Origin of the sequence: Alienimonas chondri (assembly GCF_013036045.1) — a bacterium.
Classification (GTDB): domain Bacteria; phylum Planctomycetota; class Planctomycetia; order Planctomycetales; family Planctomycetaceae; genus Alienimonas; species Alienimonas chondri.
On sequence record NZ_WTPX01000107.1, the window covers coordinates 1 to 16817 of the forward strand.

The following is a 16817-nucleotide window of genomic DNA, read 5'->3' on the forward strand; positions in this document are numbered from 1 at the left end:
GATCGCCCCCTCGCCCCAGGCTCAGGCGCCGGCTGTGAAGCCGATGGTCGTCGCTCTGGTGGGCAACCCGAACACCGGCAAGAGCACGCTGTTCAACGCCCTGTGCGGCGCCCGCGCCCGCACCGGCAACTTCCCCGGCGTGACCGTCGAGAAGAAGGTGGGCCGCTTGAAGCTGCCGACCCTCGGCCCGTCGAGAAGCGGGGGCGGCGGGGCCGCGGAGGTGATCGATCTCCCCGGCACCTATAGCCTCTCGCCGCGCAGCGCCGACGAGATGGTCTCCGTCGACGTGCTCTTGGGCGACGCCTACGGCACGCCCCGGCCGGATGCGGTGGTGTGCGTGGTCGACGCCTCCAACCTGCACCGCAACCTGTACCTCGTCTCGCAGGTGCTGGAACTCGGCCTGCCGGTCGTGGTCGCGTTGAATATGGGCGACGTCGCCCGGGCGCGCGGGACGACGATCGACGCCGGCGTGCTCTCCGAGAAGCTCGGCGTGCCCGTGATTCCCACGGAGGCGCACCGCCGCCGCGGCTTGGAGGAACTGAAGACCGCCATCGTCGCCGCGGCGAGCGGCCCCGCTCTCCAGCCGGTGCGTTCGCTGCCGGACGCGGTCGTGGCCGAGGCGAACGCCCTTGAGGGTTGGCTCTCCGAACACGGCTGCCCGGACGTGCCGGCCTATCTGCGGGAGCGGATGGTGCTGGATGTCGGCGGACAGGTGGTGGAACGCTATCGCACCCGTTGCACCGGCGATCTGCCGGCCCATCTGGGCGAGGTCCGCAGCCGACTCGCCGAAGCGGGTTGCCGGGTGCCCGCGGTCGAGGCCGCCGGTCGCTACGCCTGGGCCCGCGAGGTTCTCGACGGCGCGGTCGAAACGACGCCCGAACCGGCCGCGACCGGCAGCGATCGGCTCGATCGCATCCTCACCCATCGCGTCTGGGGCCTGCTGGCGTTCGCCGCCCTGATGTTCGCCGTATTTCAGGCGATCTTCAGTTGGGCCGGTCCGTTCATGGACGCCATAGGCGAGGGTCAGGGCTGGCTCTCCGGGCTGGTGCAATCGGCGATGCCCCCCGGGGCGTTCCGCAGTCTGATTATCGACGGCGTGATCGCCGGCGTCGGCGGGGTGCTGGTGTTCCTGCCGCAGATCGTGATCCTGTTCCTGGCGATCGCGATCCTGGAGGACTGCGGTTATATGGCCCGCGCCGCGTTCCTGATGGATCGCCTGATGAGCCGTTTGGGGCTGTCCGGTAAGAGTTTCGTTCCGCTGATGAGTTCCTTCGCCTGCGCCGTGCCCGGCGTGATGGCGACGCGCGTCATCGAGAACCGCCGCGACCGGATGGTCACGATCCTCGTCGCCCCGTTGATGAGTTGCTCCGCCCGACTGCCGGTGTACTTGTTGCTGATCGGAGCGTTCGTCCCCGCGACGGCGTATCTCGGCGGGTGGGTGACGCTGCAGGGGCTGGTGCTGTTTGCCATGACCTCGCTGGGGGCCGTGGTGGCGATCCCGGTGGCGTGGCTGCTGCGAAAGACGTGGTTCAAGGGAGAGACGCCGCCCTTCGTGATGGAACTGCCCCCTTATCGCTGGCCCTCGCCGAGGAACGTGGCGTTGCGGGTCTACGACCGCGGCAAAGCGTTCGTCACGCGGGCCGGCACGCTGATCTTCGCGGCCTCCGTGCTGATCTGGGCCGCGGGCTACTTCCCCGGCGATCACACGGAACTGCACGCGGTGCAGGCGAAGATGGAGAACCCCCAGGTCGCCGCCGACATGAGTGCGGAGGCTTGGGACGCCTTGGAAGAGCGCCGCCGCAAGCTCAGCGCCGATCTCATCGCCGACAGCGCCCTGGGCCGCACCGGGCGTTTCATCGAACCGGCCGTCAAACCGCTGGGGTGGGACTGGAAGATCGGCGTGGGCGCCCTCGCCAGCTTCCCCGCTCGGGAAGTGATTATCGCCACGCTGGGGACGATCTATAGCCTCGGCGGAGACGTGGACGAGACCGACGACGGCCTCCGCGACGCAATGCGTCGCAGCGAATGGCCGGACGGCGACCCCGTGTATACGCTGCCGGTCGCGCTGTCAGTGATGGTCTTCTTCGCCCTGTGCGCCCAGTGCGCGGCGACATTAATGGTCATCAAACGCGAGACGAACAGCTGGCGCTGGCCGATCTTCACCTTCGTCTACATGACCGGCTTGGCGTACGTCGCGGCGTTGCTGACGTATCAAATCGGTTCGAGACTCTTTTAAGAAGAGGCTGACGATGAACGCCGACGTGCAAACGATCGCCGCCCTGCTCTGCGTCGCCGCCGCGGCGTTGGAAGTCGGTCGCCGTGCGTGGAAACTCACCCAGACCGGCGGCGAGGCCGGCTGCGGCTCCGGCTGCGGGAGTTGTCCGGCGGCAAAGCCGTCGAATGGCCCGACGGTGGTGACTCTGGACATCCTCCATAGGCCCTGAGACCGGAGCGCAAGCTCCGGCAGTGCGTGGCCGATCGGAGAACAGTTCGCCGCGACGGCTTCGCTGACGGCCGGAGCTTGCGCTCCGGTCTCACTATTCGTCAGACGACCACAGCGGGTCGCCGAACGGTTGCGGCTCCGGGTCTGGCAGCGCCGCGGCGAACACGTCTCTCAGCCGCGCCAGCGCGACCTCCCCGCCGCTGGGGAGAACGACCTGATTCACACCCGGCTTCTCTCCCTCAGGAACGAGAGACAACGCCGCTGGCAGTCGTTGCGAACGCTCGCCCGGCGGGTCGGGCGGATCGAACGCGACGGGGAACTCTGCCGCCAGCACTTCGACCAGCCGACTGAAGGACGCCGCAGGGTCCCTGCCGGCCCCGACCCGCAACGGCCGATCGAGAAGCCGCTCCCGAAGGGACCGCAACGGAACGCGGCGGGTCCGCCAGTCGCCCGCCACCTCGCAGGCCGGATCGAGCACGAACCGCCGCCACGCGAGACCGGGGTGCGGGACGGTCAGGCGATCGTCCTCGATTCGCTCCTCGCCATAGAGGATCAAATCGAGATCCAATGACCGCGGCCCCCAATGCACGGTTCGCTCACGCCCCGCATTCGCTTCGACCTGCTTGAGCACGTCGAGCAGCCCGTGCGGGGAGAGCGTCGTCTCCAAGGTCGCCGCGGCGTTTAAGAACTCTCCGCCGGCGTCGGCGCCCACCGCCGGCGTGCGGTACGGCCTGCTCGCCGCGGTGAGCGTCACGCCGGGCGTGTCGTCCAAGTCTTGAAGCGCCGTCTCGAACGTCGCCCGCACGTCGCCGACGTTTCCGCCGAGCGCAATCAGGGCCGGGGCGTTCATGCCGGCAGGATAGCGAACCGGCCCCCGGGACGCTCGCGGCGTTCAAAAGGCATGGCGTTCAGAAGCCGACGGCTTCCAACTCGGTCTCGGAACTGGCGAACAGCCCGCCGGCCGCTCCGCCGACGGCCCCGATCGAGCCGAAGATCGTCGCGAGGATCAGGGCCAGCATGACCGCGTATTCCACCGCCGTCGTGCCCTCCTCCTCGCGCAAAAAACCTTCGAATGCAGCGAGCGCCCGGCCCCCGAGCGATGCTGGCAACGGCGCGACCGGCGATCGGGATGTGGTGTCGGCGAGCATGGCGGGCGGGTGCGGGGGAGACCCGATCGACGACCGGGGAGACTTCCGAAAGCTAGGTCGTCACGAACCCAAGCCGGGCGAAACCGCTCTCGGGCGTCCCGAACGCGCTTCCCCGCGGCTGCTTGGGCGTTAGAATCGGACCGTTCCCCCCGGGCTGCCGGTCGCGTTCCGCGCGGTCGTCGTCCCGATCGGGCCTTTTCGGGCACGGCAGGAGGATCTTGACTCAATACTTTTCAGCACACAGGCGTTCGGGTTCATGGCGAAAGAGGAGGCGATTGAGATGTCCGGCGAGGTGGCCGAGGCACTCGCCAATACCCAGTTCCGCGTGAAGCTGGACAACGGCCACCTGGTCATGGCCCACGTCGCGGGCAAAATGCGCAAGCACTTCATTCGAATCGTGCCGGGCGACCGCGTGCTGGTGGAGGTCAGCCCCTACGACTTCAACCGCGGCCGCATCGTTTACCGCGAACGGTAAACCTCGACCGCAATCGGTCGATCTCGCTTCTGGCGTCGCCGTGGGGCGGCGTCTCGCTCTTTGCATGGACGCCTCCTCGATGGCCGACGCTCCCGTTCCCGCCGTCACGCTCTTCACCGACGGCGCCTGCCGCGGCAACCCCGGCCCCGGCGGCTGGGCGTTCATTCTGCGGCACGACTCGTCCGGCAAGGAGAAAGAGGGCAGCGGCGGCGAAGCACTCACCACCAACAACCGCATGGAGTTGGGCGGCGTGATCGCGGGACTGAAGTCCCTCAACACCCGCACCCGCGTGGACGTGGTGACTGACAGCACCTACGTCGCCAAGGGCAGCGCGGAGTGGATGGCCGGCTGGAAGAAGAACGGCTGGCGGCGTCGTGTGAAGGGCAAAGGCTGGGGCGAGGTGAAGAACGTCGACCTCTGGAAAGAATTGGACGACCTCCTCGCCGAGCATGACGTGACCTTCAAAGTCGTAAAGGGCCACAGCGGCCACGCGGAGAACGAACGCTGCGACGAACTCGCCGTCGCCGCCGCGAAGAGCTTTCAGAAATAATCGTTCCCGGCAGCCCGAGGCGCAAGCCGAGGCTGTGAACGCTTCGCACACTGGAGAACCTCGGCCTGCGCCTCGGGCTGCTGATCCCTCAGCGTCAGCCCTCGCGCAGCCACTCCGCCGCTTCCCGGGCGAAGTAGGTCAAGACGCCGTCGGCCCCGGCTCGCTTGAAGCAGAGCAGGCTCTCCAGAACGGCCGCCCGGCGGTCCAACCGGCCGGCGTCGCACGCCCCGGCGAGCATGCTGTATTCGCCGGAGACCTGATAGGCGTACGTCGGTACGCCGAACGTCCGCTTCACCGCGGCGACGATATCCAGGTACGGCATGCCGGGTTTCACCATCACCAAGTCCGCTCCCTCGGCGATGTCGAGGGCGACCTCGCGCAGCGCCTCGTCGCCGTTCGCTGGGTCCATCTGATAGGTCTTCTTGTCGCCCTTCAACGCCGCTCCGCTGCCGACGGCGTCGCGGAACGGGCCGTAGAAGGCGCTGGCGTACTTCGCGGCGTAACTCAGGATCTGCACGTGTTGCAGGCCGCGGGCGTCAAGGGCGGTGCGGATCCGGCCGACGCGACCGTCCATCATGTCGCTGGGAGCGATCACGTCGCAGCCGGCCTCGGCCTGCACCAAAGCCTGTTCGCACAGGGCGTCTAACGTCGGATCGTTGACCACCTCGCTGTTCTGAACCAGACCGTCTTGGCCGTGGCTGCTGTAGGGATCGAGGGCCACATCGCAGATGACTCCCACGTCGATCTTCGCCTCTTTGATGGCCCGCACGGCGCGGCAGACGAGGTTCTCCGGGTTGAACGCCTCCGCGGCGTCCTCGGTCTTCAACGCCGCGTCCGTCTGTGGGAACAGCGCGATCGCCGGCACGCCGAGGTCCGCGGCCCGGCCGACTTCATCCACCAGTTGCGAGACCGTATAGCGACTCACCCCCGGCATCGCCTCGATCGGCCCGGCGCCGGCCTCGGTGACGAAGCAGGGCCAAATCAGATCCGCGGCGGTGAGGACGTTCTCCGCCGTCAGCCTGCGCGACCACGCCGTCCGGCGATTGCGGCGGGGACGTGCGGCGGGAAAGGCGCCGGGGTTCGCGGGGGGGCCGTTCGACATTGCGGTCAACCTTCCAGCAGGTCGCCGACTCGCAACGAGAACCCCGGCAGGAAGTCGCCGGGCGTCAATATCGCATCATCGCCCAACGGGGCGGGAAATTCTTCCTCCTGGGTAAACATGTGAGCGGTTCGCCGCTCCGGATCCAGCAGCGTCACCACGTCCACCCCTCGGGCCAGATATTGGCCGATTTTTGTCAGCATCGCCCCCCGCCGGTCGGACGGACTCCGCACCTCGACGATCCACTCGGGCGGGTTCGGTGGGAGGCCGACCGGCCGCTGATCCCGCGGCACGCGGTCCCAACTGAAAAACGCCACGTCCATGCCGCGAACCGTGTCCGTGCCGCTGTCGTCCAGCGACGGTACTTGCAGGTGCGAGTCATTGCTCAGCACGCGGCCGAGATCGTGCTCCTTCGCAAAATTCGCGAGGACGCGAGAGGTTTCGGCGCAGACGACGCCGTGTTGAAAACCGGGCACGGGTAACTCCACGATGCAGCCGCGATCCAGTTCCAAGCCGCGGGTGTCGGGCAGATTGATGAACTGCTCCGCCGTGAGAATCGCCGGCGTGCCCGGCGGCAGCGAGCGTGAGAGGCGTGAGGGCGGGGCGGTTGAGGCGTTCACCGGATCGACTCAGGGGGATGACGGGCGTGCCATCCTACACCCCCCCGACCGCCCGCGTCCCCATCGGATCGTCGCCCCGCGTCGTCGTCGCTAGACTCCCGCCCCGTCGCTTTCCCCCACCATACGCACCAATGACCACCCGCACCGAACGCGATTCCATGGGCCCCGTCGAGGTGCCCGCGGAGGCCTATTACGCCGCTCAGACCCAGCGGGCGGTCGATAACTTTCAGATCTCCGAACAAACGCTGCCGAACGGGCTGGTGCGGGCGATGGGGCTGGTGAAGTACGCCTGCGGCGTCGCCAATCGGGATCTCGGCAAGCTGACCGGCAGCGGTAAGAACCCGCTGACCGACGACGCGGTCGACGCCCTGCTGAACGCCTGCCGCGAGGTCGCCGACGGGAAGTTCCGCGAGCAGGGGGCCGATCAGTTCCCGATCGACGTGTATCAGACGGGGTCGGGCACCAGTTCCAATATGAACGTCAACGAGGTGATCGCCGCCCGGGCGACGGAACTGCTGGGAGCCGACCGCTTCGCCGCGGACAAAGCGGTGCACCCCAACGACCACGTCAACATGGGGCAGAGCACGAACGACACCTTCCCCACCGCGATTCACGTCGCCGTCGCCCGGCAGATTGAGGACGATCTGCTGCCGGTTCTCGAGGCGCTGCGGGCTGAACTCAAAGAGAAGGCGGTCGCGTGGGACGACGTCATCAAAATCGGCCGCACGCACCTCGCGGACGCCACCCCGCTGCGGTTGGGACAGGAGTTCGGCGGGTTCGCCCGTCAGATCGAACTCGCCGCGAAGCGAGCGAAGAAAGCGGCGGAGCCGCTGTACGAACTGCCGGTCGGCGGCACGGCGGTGGGCAGCGGAATCAATACGCACCCGGAGTTCGGCGCCCGCGTCGCCGCCGTGCTGGCGGAGGAGACCGGAAGCCCCTTCGTCGAAGCCGCCGATCACTTCGAGGCCAATGCCGACCGCGACGGGCTCGTCGAATCCCACGCGTTGTTGAAGGCGGTCGCGGTGACGCTGTTCAACGTCGCCAACGACCTCCGCTGGCTCGGCAGCGGGCCGCGATGCGGGTTCTACGAGATTCAACTCCCGGACCTGCAACCCGGCAGCAGCATCATGCCGGGCAAGGTGAACCCGGTCGTCTGCGAAGCGGCGATGCAGGCCGCCGCTCGGGTGATGGGGAACGATACGGCGGTGGCGTTCTCCGGCGCCGCGGGCGGGAACTTCCAACTGAATATCATGATGCCGCTGCTCGGGGCGGCGACTTTGGAGAGCGTCACCCTGCTGGCGAACTCCGCCGCCGCGCTCGCCGACATGGTCGAAGCGACCGAGGCCAACACGGAAGCCTGCGAAGCGGCCGTCGAGAAGAGCCTGTCGATGGTCACCAGCCTGAACCCGCACATCGGCTACGAGAAAGCCGCGGCGCTGGCCAAGGAGGCGTTCAAAACCGGCAAGACGATCCGCGAGTTATGCACGGAGCAGAACGTCCTGCCGGCCGACGTGCTGGACGAAGCCCTCGATCCGCGGCGGATGACCGAACCGCAGGCCTGAGGGATCACCCGGCGTTCACCTCGCTCCCGCCAGGATGATGGTTCGCTCCGGCGTAGCGGGGGCGTAGGCGACGTCGTGCCCGGCGCGTTTGGCATCGACGGCGGCGACGAGGCGGGCGGTCGAGCCGTCGACGTGCGCGATCGGCACCGACTGGCAGCCGACGCTGCCGAACGACGCGGCGGCGAGGGCGATGAGAATGAGGGCGCTCCGGCCGAGTCGCGTCTTGCGACCGTCGGCGGGGCGGGCTTTCGATCCGAACCCGCGTCCCTGCGTGGCGGCGGTGAGGTTCGGGGCAGACATCGTATCGGTTCCTCCGTGGGTGGCGTGGGCGTCAACTCCGTGACTGCCCAAACGCTATCGCGAACCCCGTGCCAAACCGGTCTCCCGAATCCAAGCCGGGGAATTCCCGGGGGCCGGCGCGACACCAGGCAAGCTGGCGAACTTAGAGGCACCGGGATTTCCGAAGAACGGCGCCGGGCAATTCCCCGGGTGGTGCGGGCGCGACCGACTAGCGCGATCGCTCCGGCGCCACTTCGCGGGCGAAGGACATTGCAGGTCGTTCGCTCAAACCGCCCCGCGAGGTCCGCAAGCGGCGCTCAGTCCGGCTCGATCGGCTCGATCGTCACCTGCAACGGCACCGTGACCGGCGGCTTGTTGTAGGTGTCCGGGCCGAACTCTCGGATCTGGTCCCGCTTCAACTCGGCGACCTCCAGCGGGCCGGTCCAGACGGCGGCCCGGCCGGTCTTGTCGATCTTGTCCGTCAGACGCTCCGCGTCTTCCTTGGTATGGGCGCACACGGCCCGGAGGACGTCGACGAGGTAGCTGAAGGTGTGGTCCTCGTCGTTCTCCACGACGACCGCATACCGGGGATTGCGGTGCGGCTTCGTCTTCCGCTTGACCTTCGGCTCGGCCACAGCGGTCGCGGCTCCGCCGCCCAGCGTCTCCAGATCCGGGACGTCGAAGCTCACGCCGCCCGGCTCGAAGCCGGGAGCGTCTTCATTCTCGTGCGGGTCGGCAGTTTGCGGCATCGTCAGGTTCGGACCGATCCGTCGGTAACGGGGGAGCGGGCATCGCGCGGTGCTGCAACGGCCCACGGACTACGGGGGGCCGATGCTAGAGCGCCCGCACCGCCGGTCAAGGCGAGCGGCCCCGGCGCGCGTTCGCTTTCCCCCGCCGCCGCCCGCCGCCGCTTCCCGCCGACGCAGCGCGACGGCTAGGGTGATTGATTCGACGTCCTCCGTCTCGGCCCGCTTCGTCCACCTCGGCCCGCTGTCGCTCGCCATGTCCCGGTTCGCTCCGTTCCGAATCACCGCCGCGCTGCTCCTGCCCTTGCTGAGCGGCTGTGCCGCGGAGGCGGCCCCGCCCTCGCCCGCCGAGGTCCCCGCCGATACCGCCCGCGCCGTCGCCGCGAATCAGCTGCTGGCCCGGACGATCAACTTGTCGAACAGCCTCGAAGCCCCGACGGAGGGCGAATGGGGCTACACGATCACGCCAGAGCACCTCGACGCGATCCAAGCCGCCGGCTTCACCGCCGTCCGCGTTCCGGTGAAATGGACGGCCCATGCCCAGCAGACCGCCCCCTACACCGTCGACCCGGCGTTCTTCGCCCGGATCGACGAGGTGTTGAATCAGGCGTTGGAACGCCGCTTGGCGGTCGTTTTGGACCTGCATCATTACGATGAGATCCACGACGATCCGTCCAACGCGAACTTCGACCGCCTCGTCGGCATCTGGCGGCAGATCGCCCGCCGCTACCAGAACCGCCCCGCGGCGTTGGTCTTCGAGCCGCTCAACGAACCGAGCCTCCAGCTCACCACAAAACGGTGGAGCGAGAAGTTCCCCGAGGTTCTCGCCGCCATTCGGGAGACGAACCCGACCCGGGCCGTGTTGGTCGGTCCGGGCAACTGGAACCAAATCCAGGAATTGAAGGATCTGACGCTCCCGCCGGACCCGGATTTGATCCTCACGGTGCACACCTACGAGCCGTACGAGTTCACCCATCAGGGAGCGACGTGGAGCGAGAACCCGCCGCCGACCGGCCGCGTCTTCCCCCGCCCCGGCGAGGAAGCGGAGATCCGGGCGTTTCTTGACGACTGCGAGGCCTATGCGAAGCCCCGCAACCGTCCGGTGTTCGTCGGGGAGTTCGGCGTGATTCGCCACGCGCACGAGGCCAGCCGTGCTCGCTGGGCGCGGTTCATGCGCACCGAGTACGAACGCCGCGGCTGGAGCTGGGGCTACTGGGGCTTCGCCGCGGAGTTCCCGGCCTATGACAAGGTCCAGGGCCGTTGGATCGAACCGATGCGAGCCGCCCTGCTAGACGATTGAGTCGCGACGGCTCCCGCGCCGGGGGCCGATCACCGCCTCGCCCCGACGGCGGCGTTCGGGAAGAACCCGTGCCGGCCGGCCGCGGAGATCGGAAGGGTAGGAGTCGTTCATCGCCGCCGCTCCGGCCGGCGCCCGCGCTCCCCCCACCCCGTGCTCCCGTGATTCGCCTCGCCCTTCGCCCGCTATCCGCCACGCTCGCCGCGACGCTTTGTGTCGCCCCCGCGCTTGCCCAACAGGAGGGCGACGATGCCTCCGCCGTTGTGCCCGACCGTCAGATCCTCTCACTCCTGACGCCCTTAAACCGGACGGAGGTGGACATCAGCAAGTTCGCCGCGGAGCGGGCCGTCTCCCCGGAAGTAAAAGACTTCGCCCGCAAGATGGTCGAGGCCCACGAGGCGCTCGCCCGCGATCTCTCCGGCGCCGCCCGCCGGGCGAACGCTCAAGGCGATCTGCCCCGAGGTCAACGTCGCCGGGCGGGGGGCCCGCTGCGGGACCGCGGCGTAGTCGGCGAGGAAGCAGCCGAGCGGGCTGAAGAGGTGATGGAGCAGCGGGAAGAGGTCCGTGAGGAACGAGCTGAAGCCCGGCGGGAGATCGTCGAGGAACGGGTCGAGTTGGAGGAAGAGAGCCGCGAGGAGATCCGCGAGGCCCGCGAGGACGTCCGGGAAGAACGGATCGATTCGTTGGGCGGCGTGGTCGACGAAGCCGTCCGCGACGCGCGGGAAGCGGGCGACGAGATCGATGAGGAAGTTCGCGAACTCGGCGCCGAGGCCCGTCGGACCGGCCGCCGCATGCGGAACGACGTTCGGGAAGGGGCCGCAACGCTGGCCGGCCGCGCCGATCGCGAATTGAACGGTTCGAACGCCCGGACGAATCGGCCGGCGGTCAATCTGCGACGCAAGGCGCTCGCGAAGTCCCACCAGATGGTGAAGGAATCCCTCGGCGCCCAGAGGGGGTGCCAGTTCGATATGGCGTATCTCAATCATCAGATGCTCGCGCACCTCAAGATGCTCGCGGCCGTGCAGGTCTCCGCCGAACACGCCGGACCGGAACTGAAGACCGTGCTGCGGGAGGCCGAACGCAAGATCGACGGTCACCTGAATCAGGCCCGCGAACTGGCGATGAAGGTCGATCGGATGGAGGACTGAGCCTCTCCGTATCCCGTCTTTGATGACCTCGCGATCCGGCCGCTTCCCAGCGTCCGGGTCGCTTTCGTTCGACGGTCAGATCCCTAGCGTCTGCTTCGCCCATGCCCGGGCGGCGGGGTCGACGCCTCGCATGTCCCAGACCGCCCCGCCGAAGCCGAGTTGGCCGATGGCGATTCGGCCGCAGGCGATCTGACCGATCGCCACGTCCGCGACCGCGAACTGACCGAGGGCGAGAACGGCCCCGACCGCGAATTGACCGATGCAGACGGCACCGGTCGTCAGTTGTCCGAGCCCGAACAGCAGGCCGAACCCAGCCTGCCCCACCGCGACCACGCCCGCGGAGACTTGCCCGACGGCGACCACGCCCACGGCCCAACGGCCAAGTGCGAACACCCCCTTCGCCGTCTTTCGCCGGCGGGTGGCCGGATCTTTCCCGAACGTCATGTGCACCCAGGGCAGCCGGCCGAGCGAACCGTGTGAGGTAAACTCGGAGAACGATTTGCCGTCCTCCCCGAGATGCCGTCGCCAGACGCCCAGCCGCGTTCGTTCGATTGCGTACTCGACCGGTTCGGCATCGAGCAACAGGTTGCGACGCGAGCCGCCGCCTTCTGTGGGCGGGGAATCGTTCGACGCCGGGGACGGGTCGGTCGGCGTGGCGGACGGCTCAGCCCAGCCGGAGGCGAAGCGGTATTCGTCGTCGACCATCGATCATCCAACCGGCAGTGAACGTCCCCCGACCGTCGCCAACGCCGCGGCGGTCAGTCCGGATCATACCCGAGGTTCGGGGCGAGCCATTTTTCGACCTCGGGGACCGGTTTGTCGCATCGGGCCGCGTAGCTCTCGATCTGGTCCTTCGTCACGCGATCGACGCTGAAGTAGCGGGCGTCCGGGTGGGCGAAGTAGAGCCCGCTGACGCTGCTCGCCGGCCACATCGCGAAGCCCTCGGTCAGCGTCATGCCGCAGTTTTGCTCCACGTTCAACAGATCCCAGAGTTCCGTCTTGAGCGTGTGGTCCGGGCAGGCCGGGTAGCCGAACGCGGGGCGAATGCCGCGGTATTTCTCGCCGATGAGTTCGTCGGTCGATAAACCCTCCTGCTGACCGAATCCCCAGTCGTCGCGGGCCTGTTTATGGAGCCGCTCGGCGAAGGCTTCGGCACAGCGGTCGGCGAGCGCCTTGACCATAATGCTGCGATAGTCGTCCCCGCCCTTCTCTAATTCCATCGCATATTCGTCCGCCCCGTGGCCGGCAGTGACGGCGAAGGCGCCGATGTAGTCCTTCACGCCGCTGCCGACCGGGGCGACGTAGTCGGCGAGGCTGCGGAAGTCTTTCTGGCCGCGACGTTCCCACTGCTGGCGAAGCATGGGGAACCGCAGGCGTTCCTTCGTGCGGTCGTCGTCGGTATAGAGCACGAGGTCGTCGCCGTCGCTGGCGGCGGGAAAGAACCCGTACACGCCGCGGGCGCGGAGCTTGTCGTTGTCCAAGAGGTTCTTTAATTCCGCCTGACCGTCCTTGAGCAACTCGCGGGCCTGTTCGCCGACGACTTCGTCATCGAGAATGCGGGGATATTTTCCGTGTAAATCCCACGACATAAAGAACGGGGACCAGTCGATATATTCCGCGATCTCCCGCAGCGGGTAGTTATCCAAGACCTTCAGCCCGGTAAACGCCGGGGCCGAGACGTCCGTCGCCGCCCAATCCGTCTGGAATCGGCGGTCGTAGGACTCTTTGTAAGGCACGAGCTTTTTCGCCTGCCGACCGACGTAGGCTTCGCGGTGTCGCTCCTGAGAGGCGGCGTTCTCCTTCTCCAACACCTTGAGTTTGTCCGGGTCGAGCAGCTTCTCCACGACCGGAACGCTCAGGCTGGCGTCGCCCACCCAGACGACCGGCGCCGCCTCGTAATGCGGGGCGATCTTGACCGCGGTATGTCGCGGGCTGGTAGTGGCCCCGCCGATCAACAGCGGGGTCGTCAGTCCGCGGCGGGTCATCTCTCGGGCGACGCCGGTCATCTCCTCCAACGAGGGCGTGATGAGACCGGACAGACCGATGATCTCCGCCCCGCACTTCGCGGCTTCGTCGAGAATCTTGTCGGCCGGAACCATCACGCCGAGGTCGACTACCTCGAAGTTATTGCAGCGCAGCACGACGGCGACGATGTTTTTTCCGATGTCGTGCACGTCCCCCTTCACCGTGGCGATCAACACGGTGCCGCGGGTGCTTTTGGCCTCTTCGAGCGAGGCGACCTCGCCCCGCTCCGCGGCGAGACGGGCGGCTTCTTCCTTCTCCGCCTCCATATACGGAGTGAGGTAAGCGACGGCCCGCTTCATCACGCGGGCGCTTTTGACGACCTGCGGGAGGAACATCTTGCCGGCGCCGAAGAGTTCGCCGACGACGGCCATGCCGTCCATCAACGGTCCCTGAATCACCTCCAGCGGACGGCCCAACGCCTGCCGGGCTTCCTCGGTGTCCTCTTCGATATAATCCGTCACGCCTTTGAGCAGGGCGTGCTTCATCCGCTCGGCGACCGTGCCCTCCCGCCACTTGAGCTTGTCGGAGTCGTCGACCTTGCCCTTGGCTTTGACGGTCTCGCCGAATTCGATCAGGCGGTCAGTCGCCTCCAGGCTGCGGTTGAACAGGACGTCTTCGACCAGGTCCCGCAGCTTCGGGTCGATCTCTTCATAAACCTCCAGCTGACCGGCGTTGACGATGCCCATATCGAGGCCGGCGTCGATCGCGTGATACAGGAAGCAGGCGTTGATCGCCTCCCGCACCGGGTCGTTGCCGCGGAAGCCGAAGCTGACGTTGCTGACCCCGCCGCTGGTCTTGGCGCCGGGGCACCGCTTTTTGATCTCGCGGACCGCGTCGAAGAATTCGACGGCGTAGTTCGCGTGCTCCTCCATCCCCGTGCCGACGGTGAGGATGTTCGGATCGAATATAATATCCGTCGGATCCCAGCCGGCCTGCTCGACGAGCAGCTTATAAGCTCGCTCGCAGATGGAGACTTTATGATCGCATTCGGTGGCCTGACCCTCCTCGTCGAAGGCCATCACCACCGCCGCGGCGCCGTAACGCTTGAGCAAACGGGCGTGCCGGAGGAACTCCTCCTCGCCGCCCTTTAAACTGATCGAGTTAACGACCGGCTTGCCCTGCACGCACTTCAGGCCGGCTTCGAGAATCTCCCAATTGGAAGAGTCGATCATCACCGGGACCGCGGCGATATCCGGTTCGGCGGCCAGCAGGTTGAGGAACCGGGTCATCGCGGGGACGCCGTCGATCAGCCCCTCGTCCAGGTTCACGTCGATCAGGTTCGCCCCGCCCTCGACCTGCTGACGGGCGACGGAGACGGCCTCGTCGTAGTCGTCGTTTTTAATCAGACGGGCGAAGCGCTTCGAGCCGGTGACGTTGGTCCGCTCGCCGACCATCTGAAAGCCGCTGTCCTCCTTCACCACGACGCGTTCCAGCCCCGCATAGGTGCTATAGCGGGGCACGTCGGGAACGCGGCGGGGTTTCACGCCGGCGGTCTTTTGTTGAATGGCGTTGATAAACTCCGGCGTCGTGCCGCAGCACCCGCCGACGATATTTACCCAGCCCTGCTTCGCGAAGTCGGCGACGAGGTCGCTGAACTCCGCGGCGGTCGCGTCGAACCCACCCATTCCGTCCGGCATTCCGGCATTGGGATAGAGACTGATCTGTCGATCGGCCAGCCCGCTAAGAGTCTCCGCGTAGGGGCGAATCTGCTTCGGTCCCAGCGCACAGTTCATCCCGACGGACAGGCTCGGGAAGTGCTTCACGCTGGCGTAGAAGGCTTCGAGCGACTGGGCCGTCAGCGTGCGGCCGCCCTCGAAGACGGTCCCGGAGATCATCACCGGCACGTCGAACGGGTCCATCCCCCGCTCTTCGAACACCCCGCTGATGGCGAACAGGCACGCCTTCATATTGAGGGTGTCGAAGCTCGTTTCCGGCAGCAAGAGATCGACGCCGCCGTCTAACAACCCGCGGACCTGCTCCGCGTAACTCTCGGCGACCTCATCGAAGGTAAACAAGCGGTGGCCGGGGTTCTCCGCGTCCTGCGACATGGAGAGCGTGACCTTCGTCGGGCCGATGCTGCCGGCGACGAAGCGGGGTTTGTCCGGGTTCTTTTTGGTGAACTCCTCGGCGACGTCGGCGGCTAACTCGGCGGCGCTTTTATTCAATTCGTACGTCAACTCGGCGAGGCCGAACTCCTCCATGCTGACCGACGCCGCATTGAAGGTGTCGGTCTCGATAATGTCGCTGCCGGCCTCCAGATACTGGGCGTGGATATCCCGAATCAGCTTCGGCTGGGTGAGGACGAGAACGTCGTTCGCGTTCTTCAGGTCGATCGGGTGATCTTTAAACCGCTCGCCGCGGTAGTCCTCCTCCTTCGGCCCGGCGCCCATGATGAGGGACCCCATCGCCCCGTCGAGCAGCAGGATGCGGTCCGCGAGGTGATTGCGGAGCAGGTCGGAGCGGCGGCGTTCGTTCGGCACGGGGCGGTCAGTTTGATTCAGAAGCGAGCCGGGGGAATCGTCTCCCCGGACTGGATAGCGGTCTTGGTAAGTTATGGCGGAAAATGCCCTAGCGGGCGTTCCGCCAAGCAGCGATCCGTTGCGCCGCCCACTCTGCGGCGGGGGGCGGCAGGGGGGGATCGGGCGGTTCGGCGTAGCGGGACGCCTGCCGGCGGAACGGCCCGCGGTCGTAGGCGGCGTTGAAGCAGTATTGCAGGTCCAACGGCACCTCCCCGTCCGCCTCCCGCAACGGCACCGGGACGACCGGGAGCGGGTCCGCCAGGTTCAGGAACCAGCCGTGCCAGCAGAACCCCTCGGAGGGGTACGGCGGCTCCCCCCGCTCCCAAGGCCGGCTGACCAGCACGAGGTACGCGGTCCCGACCGGCACCCGCACCGTCGGCCCGCCGATGGAGTCCCCGCAGACCCGCCGCCCGCGGCGGAGCAGGTCGATCTCCACCAGCCCGGCGTCGGACCGTAGCAGCGTGATTCGCTTCTCCAGAAACTCCTGGCGGTTCTGCCGCTTGTTCGCGGGACTGAGGATCTCCACCAGCGTCACGAGGTCGTTCGACAGGTCGTACACGCCCACATCCAGCAGTGTCGGCAGGTCGTCGGCGGTGAGCCGAACCGACGGCGTCACCTCGGTTCGCATCCCCGTCAGCACCGCCGCCCCGCCGTCGCTGTCGCTCGTCCGTCCGACGCCCACGTCCGGCACGGCCTTGAACGATTCGTCCCCGTCGAACGCGACGATCTCCGTCCGCTCTTCGAGTTGGGCGTAGTAGCCGCCCGGCAGCGAATCGTTCAGTACCGCCCGGATCTCTCCAGCGAGGGCGTTATGAACGTCCGGCCAGACCCGAGGATTCTCCAGCCAAGGGTCCATCCCGGGAAACGGCGAGGGCATCGGCGGCGTTCCTTGGGGCGGGGGGGAGC

At 67.3% G+C, this 16817-nt stretch carries 16 protein-coding genes; 7 read left to right on the forward strand and 9 right to left on the reverse strand.

Going from position 1 to position 16817, the window contains the following annotated elements:
* Together feoB and LzC2_RS14925 are read left to right on the forward strand one after the other, a co-directional pair.
* The coding region (gene feoB, locus LzC2_RS14920; RefSeq protein ID WP_315854683.1) for a ferrous iron transport protein B at positions 1-2236 on the forward strand (2236 nt) is incomplete at its 5' end.
* A 13-nt stretch (positions 2237-2249) separates the two neighbouring features.
* The gene (locus LzC2_RS14925; RefSeq protein WP_171188402.1) at positions 2250-2444 is read left to right on the forward strand and encodes a FeoB-associated Cys-rich membrane protein; all 195 of its coding nucleotides are present in this window, start codon (positions 2250-2252) and stop codon (positions 2442-2444) included.
* A 93-nt stretch (positions 2445-2537) separates the two neighbouring features.
* On the opposite strand, the gene folK is transcribed toward LzC2_RS14925, so the two are convergent.
* Positions 2538-3293: a 2-amino-4-hydroxy-6-hydroxymethyldihydropteridine diphosphokinase gene (gene folK, locus LzC2_RS14930; protein WP_171188404.1), complete on the reverse strand. Its 756-nt coding sequence runs from the start codon at positions 3291-3293 to the stop codon at positions 2538-2540.
* A 58-nt stretch (positions 3294-3351) separates the two neighbouring features.
* Positions 3352-3591: a Flp family type IVb pilin gene (locus tag LzC2_RS14935; protein ID WP_206678736.1), complete on the reverse strand. Its 240-nt coding sequence runs from the start codon at positions 3589-3591 to the stop codon at positions 3352-3354.
* Between the two features lie 256 nt (positions 3592-3847).
* Here LzC2_RS14935 and infA point away from each other — a divergent pair, with 256 nt between their 5' ends.
* Together infA and rnhA are read left to right on the forward strand one after the other, a co-directional pair.
* Positions 3848-4066, forward strand: coding sequence for a translation initiation factor IF-1 (infA, locus tag LzC2_RS14940; RefSeq protein ID WP_171188406.1), 219 nt, complete (start codon positions 3848-3850; stop codon positions 4064-4066).
* A gap of 64 nt (positions 4067-4130) precedes the next feature.
* The gene (rnhA, locus tag LzC2_RS14945; protein WP_215907230.1) at positions 4131-4616 is read left to right on the forward strand and encodes a ribonuclease HI; all 486 of its coding nucleotides are present in this window, start codon (positions 4131-4133) and stop codon (positions 4614-4616) included.
* A gap of 94 nt (positions 4617-4710) precedes the next feature.
* Here rnhA and hemB read toward each other — a convergent pair whose 3' ends face one another.
* A complete protein-coding gene (hemB, locus tag LzC2_RS14950) occupies positions 4711-5718 on the reverse strand; it encodes a porphobilinogen synthase (protein ID WP_171188410.1) in 1008 nt (335 codons plus the stop codon).
* A 5-nt stretch (positions 5719-5723) separates the two neighbouring features.
* A complete protein-coding gene (locus LzC2_RS14955) occupies positions 5724-6335 on the reverse strand; it encodes a Uma2 family endonuclease (protein WP_171188412.1) in 612 nt (203 codons plus the stop codon).
* Positions 6336-6466: 131 nt separating this feature from the next.
* Here LzC2_RS14955 and LzC2_RS14960 point away from each other — a divergent pair, with 131 nt between their 5' ends.
* Positions 6467-7897: a class II fumarate hydratase gene (locus LzC2_RS14960; protein WP_171188414.1), complete on the forward strand. Its 1431-nt coding sequence runs from the start codon at positions 6467-6469 to the stop codon at positions 7895-7897.
* A gap of 15 nt (positions 7898-7912) precedes the next feature.
* On the opposite strand, the gene LzC2_RS14965 is transcribed toward LzC2_RS14960, so the two are convergent.
* Together LzC2_RS14965 and LzC2_RS14970 are read right to left on the reverse strand one after the other, a co-directional pair.
* Complete coding sequence (locus LzC2_RS14965) at positions 7913-8197, reverse strand: hypothetical protein (protein WP_171188416.1); 285 nt, start codon at positions 8195-8197, stop codon at positions 7913-7915.
* A 296-nt stretch (positions 8198-8493) separates the two neighbouring features.
* Entirely contained in the window at positions 8494-8925 is a 432-nt protein-coding gene (locus tag LzC2_RS14970) for an ATP-dependent Clp protease adaptor ClpS (RefSeq protein ID WP_171188418.1), read from the reverse strand.
* Between the two features lie 190 nt (positions 8926-9115).
* Between LzC2_RS14970 and LzC2_RS14975 the strand changes: the two genes are divergently transcribed.
* The gene (locus LzC2_RS14975) at positions 9116-10222 is read left to right on the forward strand and encodes a glycoside hydrolase family 5 protein (RefSeq protein WP_171188420.1); all 1107 of its coding nucleotides are present in this window, start codon (positions 9116-9118) and stop codon (positions 10220-10222) included.
* 158 nt (positions 10223-10380) lie between these two features.
* Positions 10381-11367 (forward strand): DUF4142 domain-containing protein, encoded by a 987-nt coding sequence (locus LzC2_RS14980; RefSeq protein WP_171188422.1) that lies wholly within the window; start codon positions 10381-10383, stop codon positions 11365-11367.
* A 75-nt stretch (positions 11368-11442) separates the two neighbouring features.
* Here LzC2_RS14980 and LzC2_RS14985 read toward each other — a convergent pair whose 3' ends face one another.
* From LzC2_RS14985 to LzC2_RS14995, 3 genes are all read right to left on the reverse strand, one after another.
* Entirely contained in the window at positions 11443-12072 is a 630-nt protein-coding gene (locus LzC2_RS14985) for a hypothetical protein (protein WP_206678737.1), read from the reverse strand.
* A 53-nt stretch (positions 12073-12125) separates the two neighbouring features.
* Complete coding sequence (metH, locus tag LzC2_RS14990) at positions 12126-15872, reverse strand: methionine synthase (protein WP_171188424.1); 3747 nt, start codon at positions 15870-15872, stop codon at positions 12126-12128.
* 88 nt (positions 15873-15960) lie between these two features.
* On the reverse strand, positions 15961-16817 hold an 857-nt coding region (locus LzC2_RS14995), incomplete at its 5' end, for a DUF4058 family protein (protein ID WP_171188426.1).